The sequence below is a fragment of the Vibrio amylolyticus genome (assembly GCF_023145695.1).
Taxonomy (GTDB): Bacteria; Pseudomonadota; Gammaproteobacteria; order Enterobacterales; family Vibrionaceae; genus Vibrio; species Vibrio amylolyticus.
The window spans coordinates 633,408-651,789 of the sequence record NZ_JAJHVV010000001.1 but is presented as its reverse complement, the minus strand read 5'-3'; the positions used below and the strand labels follow the sequence as shown (position 1 = coordinate 651,789).

Annotated in this window: 16 protein-coding genes; 5 read left to right on the top strand and 11 right to left on the bottom strand. The window is 42.5% G+C overall.

Annotated features, from left to right (window positions below):
• Positions 1–86 precede the first annotated feature (86 nt).
• The 5 genes from lnt to miaB all read right to left on the bottom strand — a co-directional run bounded on the left by lnt (position 87) and on the right by miaB (position 5,949).
• Complete coding sequence (gene lnt, locus KP803_RS02925) at positions 87–1,619, bottom strand: apolipoprotein N-acyltransferase (RefSeq protein WP_248007325.1); 1,533 nt, start codon at positions 1,617–1,619, stop codon at positions 87–89.
• Positions 1,620–1,726: 107 nt separating this feature from the next.
• On the bottom strand, positions 1,727–2,626 hold the full coding sequence (gene corC, locus KP803_RS02920) for a CNNM family magnesium/cobalt transport protein CorC (protein ID WP_248007324.1): 900 nt from the start codon (positions 2,624–2,626) through the stop codon (positions 1,727–1,729).
• A 161-nt stretch (positions 2,627–2,787) separates the two neighbouring features.
• A complete protein-coding gene (ybeY, locus tag KP803_RS02915) occupies positions 2,788–3,252 on the bottom strand; it encodes an rRNA maturation RNase YbeY (RefSeq protein ID WP_248007323.1) in 465 nt (154 codons plus the stop codon).
• Positions 3,252–4,370 carry a PhoH family protein gene (locus KP803_RS02910; RefSeq protein WP_248007322.1) on the bottom strand — a complete coding sequence of 373 codons (1,119 nt, stop codon included), beginning with the start codon at positions 4,368–4,370 and terminating at the stop codon, positions 3,252–3,254. Before KP803_RS02910 ends, ybeY begins: the two co-directional genes overlap by 1 nt.
• Before the next feature lie 154 nt (positions 4,371–4,524).
• Positions 4,525–5,949: a tRNA (N6-isopentenyl adenosine(37)-C2)-methylthiotransferase MiaB gene (gene miaB / locus KP803_RS02905; protein ID WP_248007321.1), complete on the bottom strand. Its 1,425-nt coding sequence runs from the start codon at positions 5,947–5,949 to the stop codon at positions 4,525–4,527.
• 262 nt (positions 5,950–6,211) lie between these two features.
• On the opposite strand from miaB, the gene KP803_RS02900 reads away from it, so the two are divergent.
• A complete protein-coding gene (locus KP803_RS02900) occupies positions 6,212–7,363 on the top strand; it encodes a 2-octaprenyl-3-methyl-6-methoxy-1,4-benzoquinol hydroxylase (RefSeq protein ID WP_248007320.1) in 1,152 nt (383 codons plus the stop codon).
• 113 nt (positions 7,364–7,476) lie between these two features.
• On the opposite strand, the gene crr is transcribed toward KP803_RS02900, so the two are convergent.
• The 5 genes from crr to cysZ all read right to left on the bottom strand — a co-directional run bounded on the left by crr (position 7,477) and on the right by cysZ (position 12,404).
• Positions 7,477–7,986 carry a PTS glucose transporter subunit IIA gene (gene crr, locus KP803_RS02895; protein WP_017034689.1) on the bottom strand — a complete coding sequence of 170 codons (510 nt, stop codon included), beginning with the start codon at positions 7,984–7,986 and terminating at the stop codon, positions 7,477–7,479.
• Positions 7,987–8,108: 122 nt separating this feature from the next.
• Positions 8,109–9,833 carry a phosphoenolpyruvate-protein phosphotransferase PtsI gene (gene ptsI / locus KP803_RS02890; protein ID WP_248007319.1) on the bottom strand — a complete coding sequence of 575 codons (1,725 nt, stop codon included), beginning with the start codon at positions 9,831–9,833 and terminating at the stop codon, positions 8,109–8,111.
• Positions 9,834–9,972: 139 nt separating this feature from the next.
• Positions 9,973–10,230: an HPr family phosphocarrier protein gene (locus tag KP803_RS02885; RefSeq protein WP_248007318.1), complete on the bottom strand. Its 258-nt coding sequence runs from the start codon at positions 10,228–10,230 to the stop codon at positions 9,973–9,975.
• A gap of 301 nt (positions 10,231–10,531) precedes the next feature.
• A complete protein-coding gene (gene cysK / locus KP803_RS02880) occupies positions 10,532–11,500 on the bottom strand; it encodes a cysteine synthase A (protein ID WP_248007317.1) in 969 nt (322 codons plus the stop codon).
• Positions 11,501–11,657: 157 nt separating this feature from the next.
• Positions 11,658–12,404: a sulfate transporter CysZ gene (cysZ, locus tag KP803_RS02875; protein WP_248007316.1), complete on the bottom strand. Its 747-nt coding sequence runs from the start codon at positions 12,402–12,404 to the stop codon at positions 11,658–11,660.
• 224 nt (positions 12,405–12,628) lie between these two features.
• Here cysZ and zipA point away from each other — a divergent pair, with 224 nt between their 5' ends.
• From zipA to KP803_RS02855, 4 genes are all read left to right on the top strand, one after another.
• Entirely contained in the window at positions 12,629–13,549 is a 921-nt protein-coding gene (gene zipA, locus KP803_RS02870; RefSeq protein WP_248007315.1) for a cell division protein ZipA, read from the top strand.
• Positions 13,550–13,649: 100 nt separating this feature from the next.
• Positions 13,650–15,662 carry an NAD-dependent DNA ligase LigA gene (gene ligA, locus KP803_RS02865; RefSeq protein ID WP_248007314.1) on the top strand — a complete coding sequence of 671 codons (2,013 nt, stop codon included), beginning with the start codon at positions 13,650–13,652 and terminating at the stop codon, positions 15,660–15,662.
• Between the two features lie 518 nt (positions 15,663–16,180).
• Positions 16,181–17,284 (top strand): porin, encoded by a 1,104-nt coding sequence (locus KP803_RS02860; protein WP_248007313.1) that lies wholly within the window; start codon positions 16,181–16,183, stop codon positions 17,282–17,284.
• Between the two features lie 82 nt (positions 17,285–17,366).
• Positions 17,367–18,119: a YccT family protein gene (locus KP803_RS02855; RefSeq protein WP_248007312.1), complete on the top strand. Its 753-nt coding sequence runs from the start codon at positions 17,367–17,369 to the stop codon at positions 18,117–18,119.
• Positions 18,120–18,155: 36 nt separating this feature from the next.
• On the opposite strand, the gene KP803_RS02850 is transcribed toward KP803_RS02855, so the two are convergent.
• A complete protein-coding gene (locus KP803_RS02850) occupies positions 18,156–18,323 on the bottom strand; it encodes a hypothetical protein (protein ID WP_248007311.1) in 168 nt (55 codons plus the stop codon).
• Positions 18,324–18,382 lie beyond the last annotated feature (59 nt).

Sequence of the window (18,382 nt, the reverse complement as noted above, 5' to 3'; positions counted from 1 at the left end):
CGATGCCTTACTTTGAGTTTTTAATAGCAAGGCACCGACAATACTGTGTATCGTCAGTGCCTTATTTTCAATATTCCATTTATGAATTAACTTTCGTTACGAGTGCTCAATTTACGCGCAGTGATTCCTGCCAGAACTAAACTGACTAAAACCCAAATATACAGAGGCCACGTACCAAAATTTCGATATGGAGTTTGACCTGAGGTAGAGTGCATAGTGGCTTTTAGAACGACTGTTTCAAATTGTTCAACCTGTTCAATGATATTACCTTTGTAATCAGTTACTGCGGTGACACCATTATTGGTTGAACGTATTAGTGGCTTGCCAAGCTCACGGGCTCGCATTCTCGCTATTTCCATGTGCTGTAAAGGTCCAATTGAATCGCCAAACCATGCATCGTTAGAAAGAGTCAGAATAAAGTCGGTGTCATCGGTGATGTTTTGTCTGACCTGCTCATTGAAAATAATCTCATAACAGAGCGCTGGAGCCATGTGGCGGCCATTTGCAACAATGTTTGGCTGAACAAAGTCTCCTCGACTGAATGAAGACATAGGCAGATTGAAAAACGGTGCTAATGGTCTCAGTATGTCTTCAAATGGAACGAATTCACCAAAAGGCAGTAAGTGATGTTTATGGTAGCGCTCAGTTGGGTCATAGCTGTATTCGCCATAGGGCGTTTCACCAATAGCTAGTACGCTGTTATAAAAGTCGTTGTTATCGCCTTTGTTGACCACACCAGTGATAATCGCACTATTATTCTGCTTGGCGGATTCATCGATATTTCTTAAAAATGACGGGATTTCAAATTCAAACGCAGGAATGGCTGCTTCTGGCCAAATGATAATATCGGCATCCCAATTCTCTCGGCTGTAATCGACGTACTTCATAATGGTTGGCCAACGTTGGCTAGGTAACCATTTGCTTGCTTGATCAACATTTCCTTGAATTAACGCAACTTGCGTTGTTTTTTCTAGATTAGGAACAACCCAATCAATATTTCGAAGACCAAACCCTGAGGTGAATATAACCGTTGGTATCAGTAATAGCGCCCATGCGCGTGTGAGCACCGCGTAGCTCAAACTCGCGGAAGCGAGAATAATGAGCAGGGTTATAAGCTCAACTCCACCGATAGGAGCAAAGTTTGCTAACGATGAATCTATTTGACTGTAGCCAAGCCAAAGCCACGGGAAGCCAGTCATAACCCAGCCTCGAAGCCAATCAGTGATTAACCATAAAGCGGGGGCTGCGAGGAAGAATCTGTGTCGGCTTTGTACTGGAAAGAAACGATTTAAAGCCCCAGCAAATAAACCACTATAAAGAGCAAGATAGCCGACCAACAGTGCCATTAAAAACAGACCAGCGATTTTCGGCATTCCACCGAATACATCGATACTGATGTGAACCCAGCTGATTCCTGTCGCAAACAGGCCTATTCCCCAAGCCCAGCCAATCAAAAAACTCTGTTTGGTTGATTGCCCTTGAATAAGTAACAGTAAGAGAGCAGGGCTGATGATAGCCATTGGCCAGAATTGATAAGGTGCGAAAGCAAGTGTGGTGGAAGCGCCAACAAAAACGGCCCCTAAAGGCCGTAATAGGCGATGAATAATTGGATTAGTCATCTATTCGTATTCTCGGTAAAGACCGTTTCCCTAAGGAATAAATTTAATAAGAGAGCTCTATTAAAAAGAGCTCTCGCATAGAGTATATTTAGACAGTGAAAATAACGTTACTCTTCCTGCGGTTGAGGAAGAGGCTCTTCATCAGGTACTGTCACTTGCAGTTGTAGGACTCTACGATTGTCTGCGGACGCCACTTTGAAGAGGTAGTTATTAATATTCACGATTTCACCACGTGAGGGTAAATGACCTAGCGCGCTCATAACAAGGCCGCCTACAGTATCTACTTCATCATCGCTAAAGCTGGTGTGAAAGGTTTCGTTAAACTCTTCTATCGTCGTCAAAGCTTTAACAGCGAAGGTGTGTTTACTGAGTTTACGAATCTCAATCTCTTCTTCGTCGTCAAATTCATCTTCTATTTCACCGACAATCTCTTCTAAGATATCTTCGATTGTCACAAGCCCGGACACGCCGCCAAATTCATCGACGACAATCGCCATGTGGTAGCGTTCTTCACGGAACTCTTTCAGTAAACGGTCGACTCGTTTACTTTCAGGGACAACAACCGCTGGGCGAATAACCTGTTCGATGGTGAAGTCTTCACTATCAGAACCGAGGTATTTAAGTAGATCTTTCGCCAGTAATATCCCTTCTACGTGATCTTTATCTTCACTGATCACTGGGTAGCGTGAGTGTTGTGCGTTGGTGATGAGCGCAACGAGAGCGTCGAGGTCGTCACTTTTATCAGCAGTCATCATCTGTGAGCGAGGGATCATGATGTCACGAACTCGCATTTCAGATATTTCCATAACGCCTTCAAGCATGTCTCGGGTGTCATGGTCAATTAAGTCGTTTTCTTCAGAATCTCTAATAACATCAACCAGTTCTTGGCGGTCTTTAGGTTCTGCTTGAAACAGTTGTCCAATACGTCCTAATAAGGACTTTTTACTCGGACCTTCAGCCTTTTCTTTTTTACCTTCCGGCGAAGGGGGAGGATTTTCTTCGTTCATTATGTCTCATATCTAAAAAGCTACCAAAAGTGTGGTAGCACACATGATGCCTTCTCATGTTAGTGTTCATTGATGAAGGCATCGACTAACAACCTTAATTCGGGTGTTATTCAGCTTATACATTAAGCATTGCTGATAATATCGCTTATTTCGATGGCTGGCTAAGATTTCTCGTCAATGTAAGGGTCTTTAAACCCCATTGATTGCAAGAACTCAGTCTCTAAGGACTCCATTTCGTCAGCTTCATCATCGTCAATATGATCATAACCTAGCAGATGCAAGCTACCATGTACAACCATATGCGCCCAGTGTGCCATCAAGGGTTTGTTCTGCTCGATGGCCTCTTGCTCTACAACCTGACGGCAAATAATTAAGTCACCAAGAAGATCAAGCTCTACGCCAGGTGGCGCTTCAAAAGGGAAAGAAAGCACATTTGTCGGCTTATCTTTTCCGCGGTATTGATGGTTAAGCTCATGGCTCTCTTCCGTATCAACAATTCGGATAGTTACTTCCGCATTCGATTGAAAGCTTGTCACAGCTTTGCTTAACCAGAGATGAATATCCGCTTCGCTTGGCAAACCAGCTTCATCTTTTACCGCTAATTGAAGGTCTAATTCAATACTCATTACTTATTTGGCTCTTGCAGCGGCGGAGTTATGGTCGCAGGTGGTTGAGGTACTGCTGCTGAATCAACTTGAGCTAAACTTGCTTCGCGTTCTGCTCGTCGACGCTTCTCATACTCTTTGCGTTCTTTTTGATCTTGCGTTTCCCACTTTTCGTAGGCGTTAACAATACGCGCAACAACAGGGTGGCGAACAACATCATCAGCAAGGAAGAAGTTAAAGCTAATTTCATCAACATCGCTCAGTACTTCAATAGCGTGGCGAAGACCAGAGCGAGCACCGCGAGGTAAATCGATTTGAGTTACATCCCCAGTAATCACTGCACGAGAATTAAAGCCAATACGGGTTAAGAACATCTTCATTTGCTCAACGGTCGTATTTTGACTCTCATCGAGAATGATAAATGCATCATTGAGAGTGCGGCCACGCATATAAGCAAGTGGCGCTACTTCAATGACGTTACGTTCGATGAGTTTTTCAACTTTTTCAAAGCCAAGCATTTCAAACAATGCATCATAAAGCGGGCGTAAATATGGGTCGACTTTCTGGCTAAGATCGCCAGGTAAGAAACCGAGCTTCTCGCCCGCTTCTACCGCAGGACGAGTAAGCAAAATTCTGCGGATTTCTTGTCGCTCTAATGCATCAACCGCAGCGGCTACAGCAAGATAGGTTTTACCCGTACCAGCAGGGCCAATACCAAAACAAATATCGTGCGTCACCATGTTAACCAAATAGTCGCCTTGGTTTGGTGTACGGGGCTTTATCACGCCTTTTTTGGTTTTAATAAAAACTTCTTTGCCATGTTCAATGGTTGATTCGGCAGTCTGCTCCAATATACCGGACTGCTTTACGTTCAGGTGAATATGCTCAGGTTCGATGTCTGGGATATTGCCACGTACAGGTGTAGTATCCACATAAAGTGTTTTGAGAATATCAAGAGCAGCCGCAGCTGTGTGAGGCTTACCAACAATGGTAAAGAAATTGTTTCTATGATTGATTTCCACGCCCAAGCGGCGTTCTAAATGCTTAATATTATCATCGAAAGGGCCACATAGGCTGGCTAGTCGGCGGTTGTCTGCAGGTTCTAAGTTAATTTCTAGCGTAACAATTTTATTGCTCAAGGTTGCCTCTCATTTTAAACCAGTCGCGTCTATTTTAAACTAATAGCAAAAAGCCCGATTGAGACCGGGCTTTTAGTCGCGATATCTCTCATTCTAAGATGGTCACTTAGTGAGAGAATTTCAAGCTTTATATATCAGCTTTCTGATAAGGATCTTATGGGGTAAAGGTGGCGACACCTAACTCATCTTCACGTTTTGTTTGTGCCATCATTTGAGTTGGAGAAATCACGCTACGAAGATCCATCTCTTTTTCCGTGCGGATTAGCTCTGCACGAAGTGAGTTAGCGAAGACATCGGTGATTTTCACATCGACAAATTGGCCAATAAGATCGGCTGAACCTTCAAAGTTTACAACACGGCTATTTTCAGTACGGCCACGAAGTTCCATCAGATTCTTCTTAGACGGACCTTCAACCAAAATACGCTGCTCAGTACCTAGCATTAGGCGAGAGAAACGCATTGCTTGGCTATTTACCTGCTGTTGCAGTTCCCATAAGCGATCTTTCTTAGTTTGCTCAGGGAGATCACACGGGTAGTCAGCAGCAGGTGTACCAGGGCGAGCTGAGAAGATAAAGCTAAAGCTCATGTCGAAATCAACTTCTTTAATTAGCTTCATGGTGTCTTGGAAGTCTTTATCACTTTCACCAGGGAAAGCAACGATAAAGTCAGAGCTGATTTGAATATCAGGACGCGCTTTACGTAGCTTGCGAATGATGGATTTGTACTCAATCGCAGTATGTGGACGCTTCATCATTGTTAGAATGCGGTCGCTACCACTTTGTACTGGTAGGTGTAAGAAGCTCACAAGTTCAGGCGTATCTTCGTAAACGGCAATGATATCGTCAGTAAACTCAAGCGGGTGGCTTGTTGTGAAACGAATTCGATCAATACCATCGATTGAAGCAACAAGACGTAATAAATCCGCAAAAGAGCAGATATCACCATCGTGCATAGGGCCACGATAAGCGTTTACGTTTTGGCCTAGAAGGTTTACTTCACGAACGCCTTGTTCAGCAAGTTGTGCGACTTCAAATAGTACGTCATCCATCGGGCGGCTAACTTCTTCACCACGCGTATAAGGGACAACACAGTAGGTGCAGTACTTAGAGCAGCCTTCCATAATAGAAACAAAAGCGGTTGCGCCATCAGCTTTTGGTTCAGGTAGATTATCGAATTTCTCAATTTCAGGGAAAGAGATATCCATAACCGGCGCTTCATTTGAAAGTGAAGACGCAATCATTTGAGGAAGGCGGTGCAGAGTTTGAGGGCCAAAAATAACGTCAACAAATGGCGCTCGTTGGCGAATGTGATCACCTTCTTGTGTTGCTACGCAGCCACCGACCCCGATAACCACGCCTTCTTTCTTATCTTTTAGTGTTTTCCAACGACCAAGTTGGTGGAATACCTTTTCTTGTGCTTTTTCACGGATAGAGCAGGTATTGAGTAGAAGTACATCTGCCTCTTCTGGATCTTCTGTTAATTCATAGCCATTAGCTGCATTCATTAGGTCAGCCATTTTTGATGAATCGTATTCGTTCATCTGGCAACCCCAAGTTTTAATTAGTAGTTTCTTACTCATCTTTGTTCGCTCGGTCGTTAGTTTAAAATAAGGGAGCAAATTGCCCAGTGTTACTCCTGCCTACAGCGACTCTATAACGTCGCTCAGGCTCGGCAAGCGGCGTATTGTACTGGTTTCAATACCAACTGACCAGTGATTAGGCAAAACTAATGCTGAGGATAAAGTGCGTAAATTTTGCGGAATGAAAGCCAAATAAAGAGGCTTACATTATCGTAATGAAAACGTACAATAAATTGTCTTGAATAGTTTGAGTTACGATCTGATGAAGAAGTATGAAATTGCAGTAGTAGGCGGTGGTATGGTTGGCGCAGCGGTTGCCATCGGCTTTGCTAAACAGGGGCGTAATGTCGTTGTGATTGAAAATCGACAGCCAGAGAGTTACAGCGTTGCTCAAACACATGACATTCGCGTTTCTGCTATTTCGCACGCATCGGTTTCGTTATTAGAGCGCTTAGGGGGATGGAAGCATACATCTGCAATGCGTGTTTGCCCTTATAAGCGTCTTGAAACATGGGAGCACTCTGAGTGTAGAACTCGCTTCCATTCAGATTCACTCGGTTTGCCTGAGCTTGGGTACATTGTCGAGAATCGACTGATTCAATTGGGTTTGTGGCAAGAGTTCTCACAGTACCCAAATTTGGAATTAAGATGCCCAGAGCAATTAAAAGCGATAGAGTTTGGTAATTCGAATCAACTGACATTAGAGTCAGGAGAAATGATCGAAGCGGAATGGGTCATTGGTGCAGATGGTGCTAATTCACAAGTCAGGCAATTATCGGGGATTGGTGTTACTGCGTGGGATTACCGCCAACACTGCATGCTTATTAATGTCGAGACAGCGCTTGCTCAACAAGACATTACTTGGCAGCAATTTATGCCTTCAGGTCCTAGGTCGTTCCTTCCGTTAAGTGGTCAGAACGGTTCACTTGTATGGTATGACGCTCCAAAACGTATCCGCCAACTGAGTGCAATGGACAATGAGACGTTAAGAACAGAAATACTTTCCCACTTTCCGAAAGAGCTAGGTGACATCAAAGTACTAGAGAGCGGCTCTTTCCCACTCACTCGTCGACATGCTCAGCAATACGTAAAACACAGATGCATATTAGTTGGAGATGCTGCTCATACCATTAATCCACTTGCAGGACAGGGGGTTAATTTAGGCTTTAAGGATGTCGTGTCACTGCTGGATGAGACGGAAGGAGACGAGATTAAACTGGATGACCTTTCTCGCTATGAGAACAAGAGGCGTAGAGATAATCTACTGATGCAAACAGGAATGGATCTGTTTTATAAAGGTTTTAAGTCCACAAACCCACTGATTAAGTTTGTTCGTAATGGTGCGCTAAAAATAGCGGATAAGTCCGGAGCATTAAAAAGTGAAGTACTGAAATACGCGGTTGGATTGAAGTAGTAAACCTAGTAATGGGAAGAATAGTGTGCTCTCTGATAGTTAACAGTAAACGTTAGATACAAAAAACGCTGCTAAGAGCAGCGTTTTTTAATTCTTCGAATAGCTAAGTTAAATTACTTAGTTACGCGTAGAACTGGGTTCTCACCAACAGTTACAGAACCAGAAAGCTTGTTCAGCTCTTTGATTTCGTCCATGTTAGAGATAACAACTGGAGTAAGTGTAGATTTTGCTTTCTCTTCTAGAAGCGCTAGGTCGAAAGTGATGATTGTGTCACCAGCTTTAACAGATTGACCTTCTTCAGCTACGCGAGTGAAGCCTTCACCTTTTAGCTCAACAGTATCGATACCGAAGTGAACGAATAGTTCAACACCATCGTCAGACTCGATAGAGAATGCGTGGTTAGTTTCAAAGATCTTACCGATAGTACCGTTTACAGGAGCTACCATTTTGTCGCCAGCTGGCTTGATCGCGATACCGTCACCAACGATTTTCTCAGCGAAAACCACATCTGGCACATCTTCGATATTTACGATTTCACCAGAAAGTGGTGCGATGATTTCGATTGCACCAGCATCAGCGCTGTCATCAGATACAAGCTTTTTAAGTTTGTCAAACAGACCCATTGTGTCATGCTCCTAACGTTTAGTTTTATTCTGTCAAATATAGTATACCAATCATAAACAATAGACGACTACTTTTAGTCGTCTAACTATTTTTGTCGCTTATGATAGTGGGTATTAGCAGATTATTGAGTTTTCTCTGCAATGAACTTGTCTACACAAGCTTCAATTTCAGCAGCTGTTGCTAGTGAAAGCGCTTCGGTAGCCATCGCTTTAACTTCTGCGAAGTTAGAGTTACGGATCACTTTCTTAACTTTAGGGATAGAGATGCCGCTCATTGAGAACTCATCTAGACCCATACCAAGAAGAAGAAGTGTTGCGCGCTCATCACCTGCTAGCTCACCACACATACCTGTCCATTTGCCTTCTTTGTGAGAAGCATCGATGACTTGTTTGATAACAAGTAGAACCGCTGGAGATAGTGGGTTGTATAGGTGAGAAATCATCTCGTTACCACGGTCAACTGCTAGTGTGTACTGAGTTAAATCGTTAGTACCGATAGAGAAGAATGACACTTCTTTAGCTAGGTGGTGTGCAATCGCGGCTGCTGCTGGCGTTTCAACCATAACACCGATTTCGATGTTCTCGTCAAATGCTAGGCCTTCAGCACGAAGCTCAACTTTATACTCTTCGATTGCTTTCTTAAGCTCACGAATCTCTTCAACAGAGATGATCATTGGGAACATGATACGAAGTTTTCCGTGTGCCGATGCACGTAGAATACCGCGTAATTGGTCACGTAGGATTTCACGACGATCCAAGCTGATACGTACTGCACGCCAGCCAAGGAACGGGTTCATCTCTTGTGGTAGGTCCATGTATGGAAGATCTTTATCGCCACCGATATCCATAGTACGGATGATCACTGACTCGCCGTTCATTGCTTCTGCTACTTCTTTGTAAGCAACGTATTGCTCTTCTTCAGTAGGAAGCGCGGTACGGTCCATAAATAGGAACTCAGTACGGTACAGACCAACACCTTCACCACCGTTACGTAAAATACCATCACAGTCTTTTACTGTACCGATGTTGCCACAAACTTCTACACGGTGTCCGTCTAGGGTTTCAGCATGTAGGTCTTTAAGTTTTGCTAGCTCAGCCGCTTCTGCCTCAAAATCAGCTTTGATTTTTTTAGCTGCTTCTAGCTCAGCGTCAGAAGGGTTGATGATGATTTGGTTATTCATCGCATCTAGCACAAGCATGTCGCCGTTCTTCACTTGCTTAGTGATATCGTTAGTACCCACGATAGCTGGAAGCTCAAGTGAACGTGCCATGATTGAAGTGTGCGAAGTACGACCGCCGATATCACAAGCAAAACCAAGAACGTAGTCTAGGTTGATTTGTGCTGTTTCTGATGGGGTTAGGTCGTAGGCAACTAGGATCACTTGCTCATCGATGTCACTTAGTGAAACGATGTTGATGCCTAGTGCATTTTTAACAAAACGTGTACCGATATCACGGATATCTGTTGCACGTTCTTTTAGGTATTCGTCGTCTAGAGATTCTAGAGCGCATGCTTGCTCTTCAATAACGGTGTGAATCGCGTTATCAGCGTGCATTTTTTCTTTTTTGATGAGTGCTAGGATTTCTTCCTCTAGCTCTTCATCTTCAAGAAGCATGATGTGACCTTCAAAGATCGCTTCTTTCTCTTCACCGAACGTTTCAAGCGCTTTTTGCTTGACGATTTCTAACTGTGCTGAGGATTTATTACGTGCGTCAAAGAAGCATTGAACTTGAGCTTCGACTTGGTCATCTGAAATCGAATGAGTATTTAGGACAATTTCATCTTCTTGAAGAAGTAGTGCTTTACCAAAAGCAATACCTGGAGATGCTAGGATGCCTGAAATCATAGCCTTACCTTAAATTGGTCAACTGTAAACGGGAGAGTGTAGCTAAAAGTGCTAACGATAAGTTGTAGCTTATATTTTGCCCTATTTCCAATAAAGCCACTTTGCTTTCACAAAATGGCTTAAGAAGTAGGAGACCGGATTAGTGTAGTTGGTCCATTAGAGCAACTAGGTGGTCTACAGCTTGCTGTGCTTGAGGGCCTTCAGCTGAAATCGTAACGTTTGTACCTTTAACAAGGCCAAGAGTTTGTAGCTTGAAAAGGCTCTTTGCGCTAGCGCTTTTGCCGTTAGAAGTCACAGTGATGTCTGCGTCAAAGCCTTTAGCTTCTTTAACGAACTGTGCTGCTGGACGTGTGTGAAGGCCGTTTTCTGCTGTGATTTCTACTTGCTTCTCGTACATGTTATTACCCCAATTGATTTATTTTTTGTTAGTTTATTAACCTAATTTCAGCTTAACTCTTTCAGCGGGTTTGTGCTACCTGAGTAACGCAGTTTACGTGTCAGAACTGATACTAGATTAAAGTTATGCAGTGACGATTTCAATCCACAGAGTGAATCATTACTGTCTAAATATGTTTATTGCTTCTTTATTTTGAAGCTAAAAATAAAACAGGCTTGATAGTACCAAAGGTGCGGCAGGGATCAACAAAAAAAGCCCCTAAAAGGGGCTTTTTCATATCAAAAATTGATTTGACCACATATTACTGCTGGTTCTCTTTCTCTCCAAAGATACCTGCAAATAGGGCGGTACTCAGGTAGCGCTCACCTGAACTTGGTAGTACGGTTACAATAGTTTTCCCTGCAAATTCAGGCAGTTCAGCTAATCGATTTGCCGCAACAACAGCAGCGCCAGAAGAGATACCAGCAAGGATACCTTCTTCTTCCATTAGGCGTTGTGCCATTTTAATGGCATCTTCAGAAGTAACCGCTTCAACGCGATCTAAAAGCTCTAAATCTAGGTTTTCAGGAATAAAGCCTGCGCCAATACCTTGGATTTTGTGTGGAGCGGGTTTGACTTCTTCACCGGCTAGCACTTGAGCGATAACTGGAGATTCCGCAGGTTCAACAGCAACAGAGGTAATCGCTTTGCCTTTTTCGCCTTTAATAAAGCGGCTAGTACCTGTGATAGTACCTCCAGTACCTACACCTGCAACGAATACATCAATTTGACCGTCTGTCGCTTCCCAAATCTCTGGGCCCGTTGTCTTTTCGTGAATTTGTGGGTTCGCAGGGTTGTTGAACTGTTGAAGTAGTAAGTACTTGCTTGGATCAGATGCAACGATTTCTTCTGCTTTTGCGATTGCGCCTTTCATGCCTTTAGCTGCTTCAGTGAGCTCTAGCTTAGCACCTAGTGCTTTAAGAAGCTTGCGGCGCTCAAGGCTCATTGATTCAGGCATAGTTAACGTTAGCTTATATCCACGAGCTGCTGCTACGAATGCTAGAGCAATACCGGTATTACCACTGGTTGGCTCTACAAGCTCAACGCCTTCTTTTAATGTTCCCGCTTTCTCAGCTTCCCAAATCATGTTCGCACCGATACGGCACTTAACGCTAAAGCTAGGGTTGCGAGCCTCAACTTTCGCAAGAACTTTACCGTTACTTACTTTATTAAGGCGTACAAGTGGAGTGTTACCAATAGTTTGTGAATTGTCTTCGTAGATCTTGCTCATGTCGATGTCCCTTCATTACACGTTTTGTGAATACGTTTAGAAGAATATGCGCTAAGCAAAAAACGGAAAAGGATTAAAAAGTTATAACATATAGAAGCAAAGTAGGTTATTCAAAATTAGCACCAGTAAAAAGAGGTATTTGCTGGTGCTTAAATGTTTATGGGTTTTGTTCCTTGTATTCCGAAACCCACATGGCTGTTGCGCCACACACCGCAATGGGCATAACAACCAGGTTTAAAATTGGAATGGTCGTAAATATCGCCACAAGAGAACCAAAGCTGTATGTCTTAGTTTGATTTTGTTTCAAACTGTAACGCATCTTATTGAATTCCACCTTATGATTATCAAAGGGATAATCACAATATTGAACCGAAAGCATCCAGGCCGTAAAAATAAACCATAAGAATGGTCCTACGGTTTGCCCTAACGCTGGAATGAGTAGCAAGATAAACAGCCCGACGGCTTTAGGAAATATATAGAGTAACTTACGCCACTCTCTAGCAAAGATACGAGGTAAATCTTTTATCAAAGCAGAGAACCCATCATCATTGATTGGGGCGCCAATGAGGTACTCTTCTACCTTTTCTGCCAGCAATCCATTAAATGGAGCGGCTATGAAATTCGCTAAGGTGCTAAAAAAATAAGAAAAGGTAGCCAATATAGTGATGACAATAAGAGGCCAAAGTAGGTAACTCAGCCAAGATAAAAATTCAGGAAGCTGACCCATCCATTGGCTAATCCAAGAGTCCATATTGGAGAACAGATAAAAGAGAGCCCCACCGACTAACAAGACATTAGCCAACAGTGGGAGAAGTACAAATCGACGAATGCCCGGTGTCATGGCAAGTTCAATGCCGTAAAAGAAGTAGCCAAATCCAGAGCGTGAAGAAGTATTCGAGTCCATTCAATCAGGTATCCACATAATGTTATAAGCTTCATTCTACTTAACTTGGTTAATAAGAAAAGAGCTCAAATTTATAATATAGGTTGAACTTATTGCATTAAGTTGTTCTAAATTAGTGGGGAGTTTTGGTAGAGTAGCAGAAGTATTCCCGTTTTTCCCTTGATGCGAACAAGCTCAAGGCTGTTCGGTCACTATTTTTATCATCAAGTTATTGAGAGTTAAGCATGCAGGAATTGCGATTCGTACTTATTATTGTCGGCGCTCTAGCGATAGCAGCGTTACTGTTTCATGGTCTATGGACAAGTAAGAAGGAAGGGAAAGCCAAGTTTGGTGATAAGCCGCTCGGAAAGTTGAATACAGATAATCAAGAAAAAGATCCAACCCCTGAGCGTGGTTTTGCGCCGGAAGATGACTTTGACATTATCCGTAAAGAGCGTAAAACCCCTAGCTTTCAAAGTGAGATGAAAGCGGATCCGTTAATTGATTCCGATCCTTTGGCTGACGATTATGATCCTGACCTAGAACCTTCAATCGAATTGGATTCGAAAGAAAGTGAGGTTATTCCATCTTTTCATGCGATGAGAGAGACGGATGAAAATGAATCTCTATTTTCAAACCAATTGGACAACGATGTAACGACCCCCGTTGCTGAGATGAACGGCGAAGAGAACGAAACAAAAGAAACAATCGCTGCAACTGCAACTGCACCAAATCCTGAGCCGGAAATGCAAGTCATCGTTCTCAATGTCCACTGTGCGGGAGAAGTACCATTTGTTGGAACTAAACTATTTAACAGCATGGAGAAGAACGACCTACGCTATGGTGAAATGGATATTTTCCATTACCACGTAGACTCTACATCAAACAGTAAAGTACTGTTTAGTGTGGCAAACATGATGCAACCGGGTACGTTAAAACACTCAGATCCGGCAGAGTTCTCGACCAAAGGGATTTCATTTTTCATGACTTTACCTTGTTGCGGTGATGCTGAACAAAACTTTAATTTACTGCTTAGAACGGCTCAGCAAATTGCCGATGATCTTGGTGGAAACGTTCTTGATGATGCGAGAAACCTAATGACGCCTGATCGCTTGTCGGCCTACCGACGCCAAATTCAAGAATTTAAGACTGCATTGCCTGCTTAATGCTAAAATGAACCTATCAGTTTATGAATAGAGAGGCTCCTAGTAGGGGGCCTTTTTTATTGTTGTTACTCATAACAAAATGACCAGTTTAGAGAATACTATGTCTGACTCAATCAATGACAAACTAACCGAATTAAGAAACACCCTTCATTACCACGCTGTTAAATACTATGTAGAAGATGCGCCAGAATTACCTGATGCAGAATATGACAGGTTAATGAGGGAGTTACTTGCATTAGAAGAAAAACATCCAGAATTAATGACGGTTGATTCCCCTAGTCAAAGAGTCGGTGGAAAGCCACTTGACGGTTTTGAACAAGTGACCCATGAAATGGCCATGTTGTCTTTAGATAATGCGTTTGATGATGCCGACTTAGACAGTTTCAATAAGCGACTTAACGATCGACTAATTGGTTCATGTGTTGAACAGTACTGTTGTGAGCCTAAATTAGATGGTTTAGCAATCAGCTTACTGTATGAAAACGGCGTATTAGTTCAAGCCGCGACTCGAGGTGATGGCGCGACAGGTGAGAATGTGACGGAAAATGCTCGCACCATTAATGCAATCCCTTTAAAGTTACAAGGTGAGGGCTGGCCTGATCGTATTGAAGTCCGTGGCGAAGTATTTATGCCTAAAGCTGGGTTTGAAAAACTGAATCAAGAAGCGTTACGTAAAGGCGACAAGGTATTCGTTAACCCTAGAAATGCGGCGGCAGGCAGCCTTCGTCAATTGGATTCAAAAATTGCAGCAATGCGGCCACTGAGTTTTTACGCTTATAGCGTTGGCATAGTAGAAGGCGGAGAGTTGTCTAACAGCCACTATAACCGCTTCTTGCAGTTGAAAAACTGGGGGTTGCCAATGTGTGGCGCTACAAAGCAAGTCAACTCTTTGGATGAGGTAAAGGCATACTATCAAGACATCATGCAGCGTAGAGACGAACTGGAATACGAAATTGATGGCGTTGTGATTAAGGTTGATGATATAGAGCAACAAGAAACGCTAGGCTTCGTCGCAAGAGCGCCACGTTGGGCCATAGCTTATAAATTTCCCGCTCAAGAAGAGCTAACCACGCTCAATGATGTTGAATTTCAAGTAGGACGCACAGGCGCGATTACTCCTGTTGCTAAGCTTGAACCTGTATTTGTAGGTGGTGTCACTGTCAGTAATGCCACTCTTCATAACGCTGATGAAATAGAACGCTTAGGCGTAAAAATAGGTGATACCGTCATTATTCGCCGAGCAGGCGACGTGATTCCACAAATAGCGGCGGTTGTTTTAGAGCGCAGAAACGAATCGTGCCGAGAAATTACCTTTCCAACGCATTGTCCCGTATGTCAGTCTGAGATAGAGCGTATAGAAGGTGAAGCGGTTGCCCGTTGTAGCGGGGGCCTAGTTTGCCAAGCACAACGAAAAGAAGCGTTTAAACATTTTGTTTCACGTAAAGCACTCGATGTTGATGGTTTGGGCGTCAAAGTGATTGAACAACTGGTTGATAGAGAAATGGTAGCAACACCGGCTGACCTATTTAAATTGTCTGCTGGTGTTCTAACGGTACTCGACCGAATGGGGCCTAAATCAGCACAGAATATTGTGTCGGCACTCAATAAAGCGAAAGAGACGACATTAGCTCGGTTTATCTATTCTCTAGGTATAAGGGAAGTAGGTGAAGCAACCGCAAGTAATTTAGCGCAACACTTTTTGACTTTAGAGGCTATTCAAGAGGCGACGCATGAGCAGTTGCTTGAAGTGGATGACATTGGAGAAATTGTGGCTGCCCATATCATTACCTTTTTTGCTCAAGATAAAAATGTACAAATTACGACCGATCTTATTGGGCAAGGCGTTCATTGGCCTGACCTTTCAGCTTCTGATAATGCCCAACCAAAACCACTTGACGGTAAAGTCGTGGTATTGACTGGCTCTCTTTCTCAGCTTTCGAGAAGTGAGGCAAAAGAAGCGCTACAGCAATTAGGTGCTAAGGTAACGGGCAGTGTCTCGAAGAAAACAGACGTTCTTTTCGCTGGGGCAGCCGCGGGTTCTAAATTGGCAAAAGCGGTTGAGTTGGGGATTGAAGTAAAAACTGAGCAAGATTTGGTCGATTTAATCTCGTGATTCACTCATAAAAAAACATAAAATAGATAAAAGACGTTAAACCGTAAGGTTTAGCGTCTTTTTTTATGCTCGAAATATAGTAAGCATTTCTTCGAATAGATATGTATTGAAAAATAGAGTGACTCTGCTCAAACTATGACTTTAATGATGGGTGGAGCGTTGATCTATGCGATCAGCTTCAAGGTTATTTGAGTAAGTTTGATTTTAAGTGTTTGTTTTGTAATGAATTGATTCTATTCGGTGTAAGTTCATTTTATTTATAAGATCTCGATCACTAACTTGAGGAAAGTTTGGTCTGGCTCATATTTTTTTAGATAAAAATTAAGTTCTCGTTGATATTTTTTGATGCAAAGTTAGTCTGTAACTCATGGATACACGGTGTGTATGCAGGAAATAAGAAAATCAAAAATTAATGACTAATTTAGATTTTCGACATAGGAATTGTTTTCTCCCTTCGGCGGCCAACTTAAGGCGAGAAATATAAAACAGCTATATATCCATTTTTTAGGAGTTTTTCCATGGACAACAAAATTTTTAAACGCACTCTACTAGGCGCAGCAGTTTCTTTTGCTGCTGTTTCTGGCTCAGCTAACGCTGCAATCGAACTAGCAGGTGATGCCGTTCAAGTTTACGGTCAAGCGGCTGGTTTTGCTTTGCTAGTAGATTCTGGTGATACAACTAGTGCTGGTTCTGTTATGGAGTCGCGTATCGGTTTCCGCGGTACGGTAGAATTTGATGATTTTGCTCCAAATTTTATTTGGCAAATCGAAGGTGGTAATGCTGATAACTCTGCTAAGTCCGGTCAACTTGGTGCTCGTGATACATTTATCGGCTTAGACTTTGATGGCGTAGGTCAATTTAAGTTTGGTCGTCAGCTAGTTGCTGCTTATAACTACGTAGATTGGCCTCATACTAACCCTGGTCTTGGCAACGTATTTGATTGGAACAATGACATTGGTGCTAGCTACCAAGATCGTGCAGATAGCGTATTCAGATATGACTCTGCGACTTGGAACGGTTTCAACTTCCAAGCTACATTAAGTGGAATGGGTACAGATACAGATAGACTAGTAAGTAGTTTAGGTACTTCTTTCTCTAGAGATATGTTTAGTGTTCATGCTGGTTTCTATCAGCAGGGTTCATATGACCAAGGTGTTGATGAGCCGCCAAAATACATTATCGACCCAACAGGTAATAGTGCAACAGTTGTGCTAAACCCGGCATGGACTGAATGGAACAATTCTGGTGCGAAAGAAATCGAAACAGTTGAAAAGCAAAGCTATGGTATTGTCGGTGGTAGTTTGTACCTAGGTGACTTTACTCTAACTGCAGCATTGAAAAAAATGAAAAATGGTGATGCTGATCAAACTGCTGTTTCAACAACAGCTCAGTACGTTATTGGTGGTCAATGGGTTCTAAAAGCTGGTTATGCTCAGACTGATGATGCAACAGGCCTTGATAACTCAGGTGATACAGCGATTACTGCTCGTCTAGGTTATATCCTACCAAGTGCGTATCTGTACCTAGATTCTCGTAACTATAAGATTAAGAATGACGACAATGATTACACAGCAGATGACTGGGCAAACAGCCTGCTAATTGGTGCTGAATATTACTTCTAATCAATTGCATAGATAAATTTGTTATGTAGTATTAACGAGCACCTAGAACACAGGTGCTCGTTTTCATTAAAAGGAGAAGCAAATGAAAGTAATGAATAATGTGTTAGTTGTTGGTGCCATGTTTACTTCATTCGCTCCTATGGCAGCGGTAGATGTTATATTAGATCGAAATATATCTGCATTAGTAGCACATGGTGAAGAAGTCGGGTTCTCTATTTCTAAAGTAGATAAATTAGAATTTGGAAATGGCCAAAATCAGGTTGTTTTACGCGTTGAACAGCTTGTTTCTAACCGTGGTGAGAAAGAAAAATTCAACTCTAAACCTATTGTTTTGACATTTGACGCGAAAAATACCACTTTAAATGTTGCAACTAAGTCGCCTATTAGTCGTGTTGAACATTCAGAAGCCTTTAATCGTGATCCTAGCTTTTTAATTACAGATGCTTCAGGAAAGGAAATTACAATCAGGCAGGATATTTTACCTGCATCTAGTGGTATCTCACGTGATTATCTCAAAGAGTTAGATAGATACAATTCTAAGCATTCAATTAATATTGCAACAGCTACTGTAGCAACCGCTGCTGTTGTTGTAGAAGCGAAACCTGAGGCATCACTAGCGTCAAGTAAACCAACTCAAATGGTTGAATACTGGTTTGAAAAAGCCTCAAAAGAAGATAAATCGACTTTTAGTGATTGGGCATTTGATAACCGAAAAGCTAAAGAAGTAGACGCGTTAGAGGGGAGCAAAGCGCTTGAAATGGCGAGCTATTGGTTTACTCAGAGTAGCAGTAAAGAAAGAAAACAGACTCTATCTTGGTTATTAGAGCAAGAATAAAACGAAAGGCAGGTGGTGATTCATCTGCCTTTTACTTTAACCCCTTTGACCCCCATTTTGTTTGCAAAGAAAGCTTGTCATTCTTACCACATCGCCACTCGACAGTTTACAATCGACTAAAGGGCCTGTTTGTGGTGTTCCTGTATTCGCAATAACAGAAAATGAAAATAGCGCGGTTAGGTATATCGATATAGTACGTTTCATTGACTACCTCCCTATCAAGTTAGTTTATCATTTTAGACTGATTTGAGAGGAGATTGAAA

Coding starts and splice junctions, on each gene's coding strand:
- lnt (WP_248007325.1), bottom strand. CDS start 1,619: ATGACTAATCCAATTATTCATCGCCTATTACGGCCTTTAGGGGCCGTT.
- corC (WP_248007324.1), bottom strand. CDS start 2,626: ATGAACGAAGAAAATCCTCCCCCTTCGCCGGAAGGTAAAAAAGAAAAG.
- ybeY (WP_248007323.1), bottom strand. CDS start 3,252: ATGAGTATTGAATTAGACCTTCAATTAGCGGTAAAAGATGAAGCTGGT.
- miaB (WP_248007321.1), bottom strand. CDS start 5,949: ATGAGTAAGAAACTACTAATTAAAACTTGGGGTTGCCAGATGAACGAA.
- KP803_RS02900 (WP_248007320.1), top strand. CDS start 6,212: ATGAAGAAGTATGAAATTGCAGTAGTAGGCGGTGGTATGGTTGGCGCA.
- crr (WP_017034689.1), bottom strand. CDS start 7,986: ATGGGTCTGTTTGACAAACTTAAAAAGCTTGTATCTGATGACAGCGCT.
- ptsI (WP_248007319.1), bottom strand. CDS start 9,833: ATGATTTCAGGCATCCTAGCATCTCCAGGTATTGCTTTTGGTAAAGCA.
- KP803_RS02885 (WP_248007318.1), bottom strand. CDS start 10,230: ATGTACGAGAAGCAAGTAGAAATCACAGCAGAAAACGGCCTTCACACA.
- cysK (WP_248007317.1), bottom strand. CDS start 11,500: ATGAGCAAGATCTACGAAGACAATTCACAAACTATTGGTAACACTCCA.
- cysZ (WP_248007316.1), bottom strand. CDS start 12,404: ATGGACTCGAATACTTCTTCACGCTCTGGATTTGGCTACTTCTTTTAC.
- zipA (WP_248007315.1), top strand. CDS start 12,629: ATGCAGGAATTGCGATTCGTACTTATTATTGTCGGCGCTCTAGCGATA.
- ligA (WP_248007314.1), top strand. CDS start 13,650: ATGTCTGACTCAATCAATGACAAACTAACCGAATTAAGAAACACCCTT.
- KP803_RS02860 (WP_248007313.1), top strand. CDS start 16,181: ATGGACAACAAAATTTTTAAACGCACTCTACTAGGCGCAGCAGTTTCT.
- KP803_RS02855 (WP_248007312.1), top strand. CDS start 17,367: ATGAAAGTAATGAATAATGTGTTAGTTGTTGGTGCCATGTTTACTTCA.
- KP803_RS02850 (WP_248007311.1), bottom strand. CDS start 18,323: ATGAAACGTACTATATCGATATACCTAACCGCGCTATTTTCATTTTCT.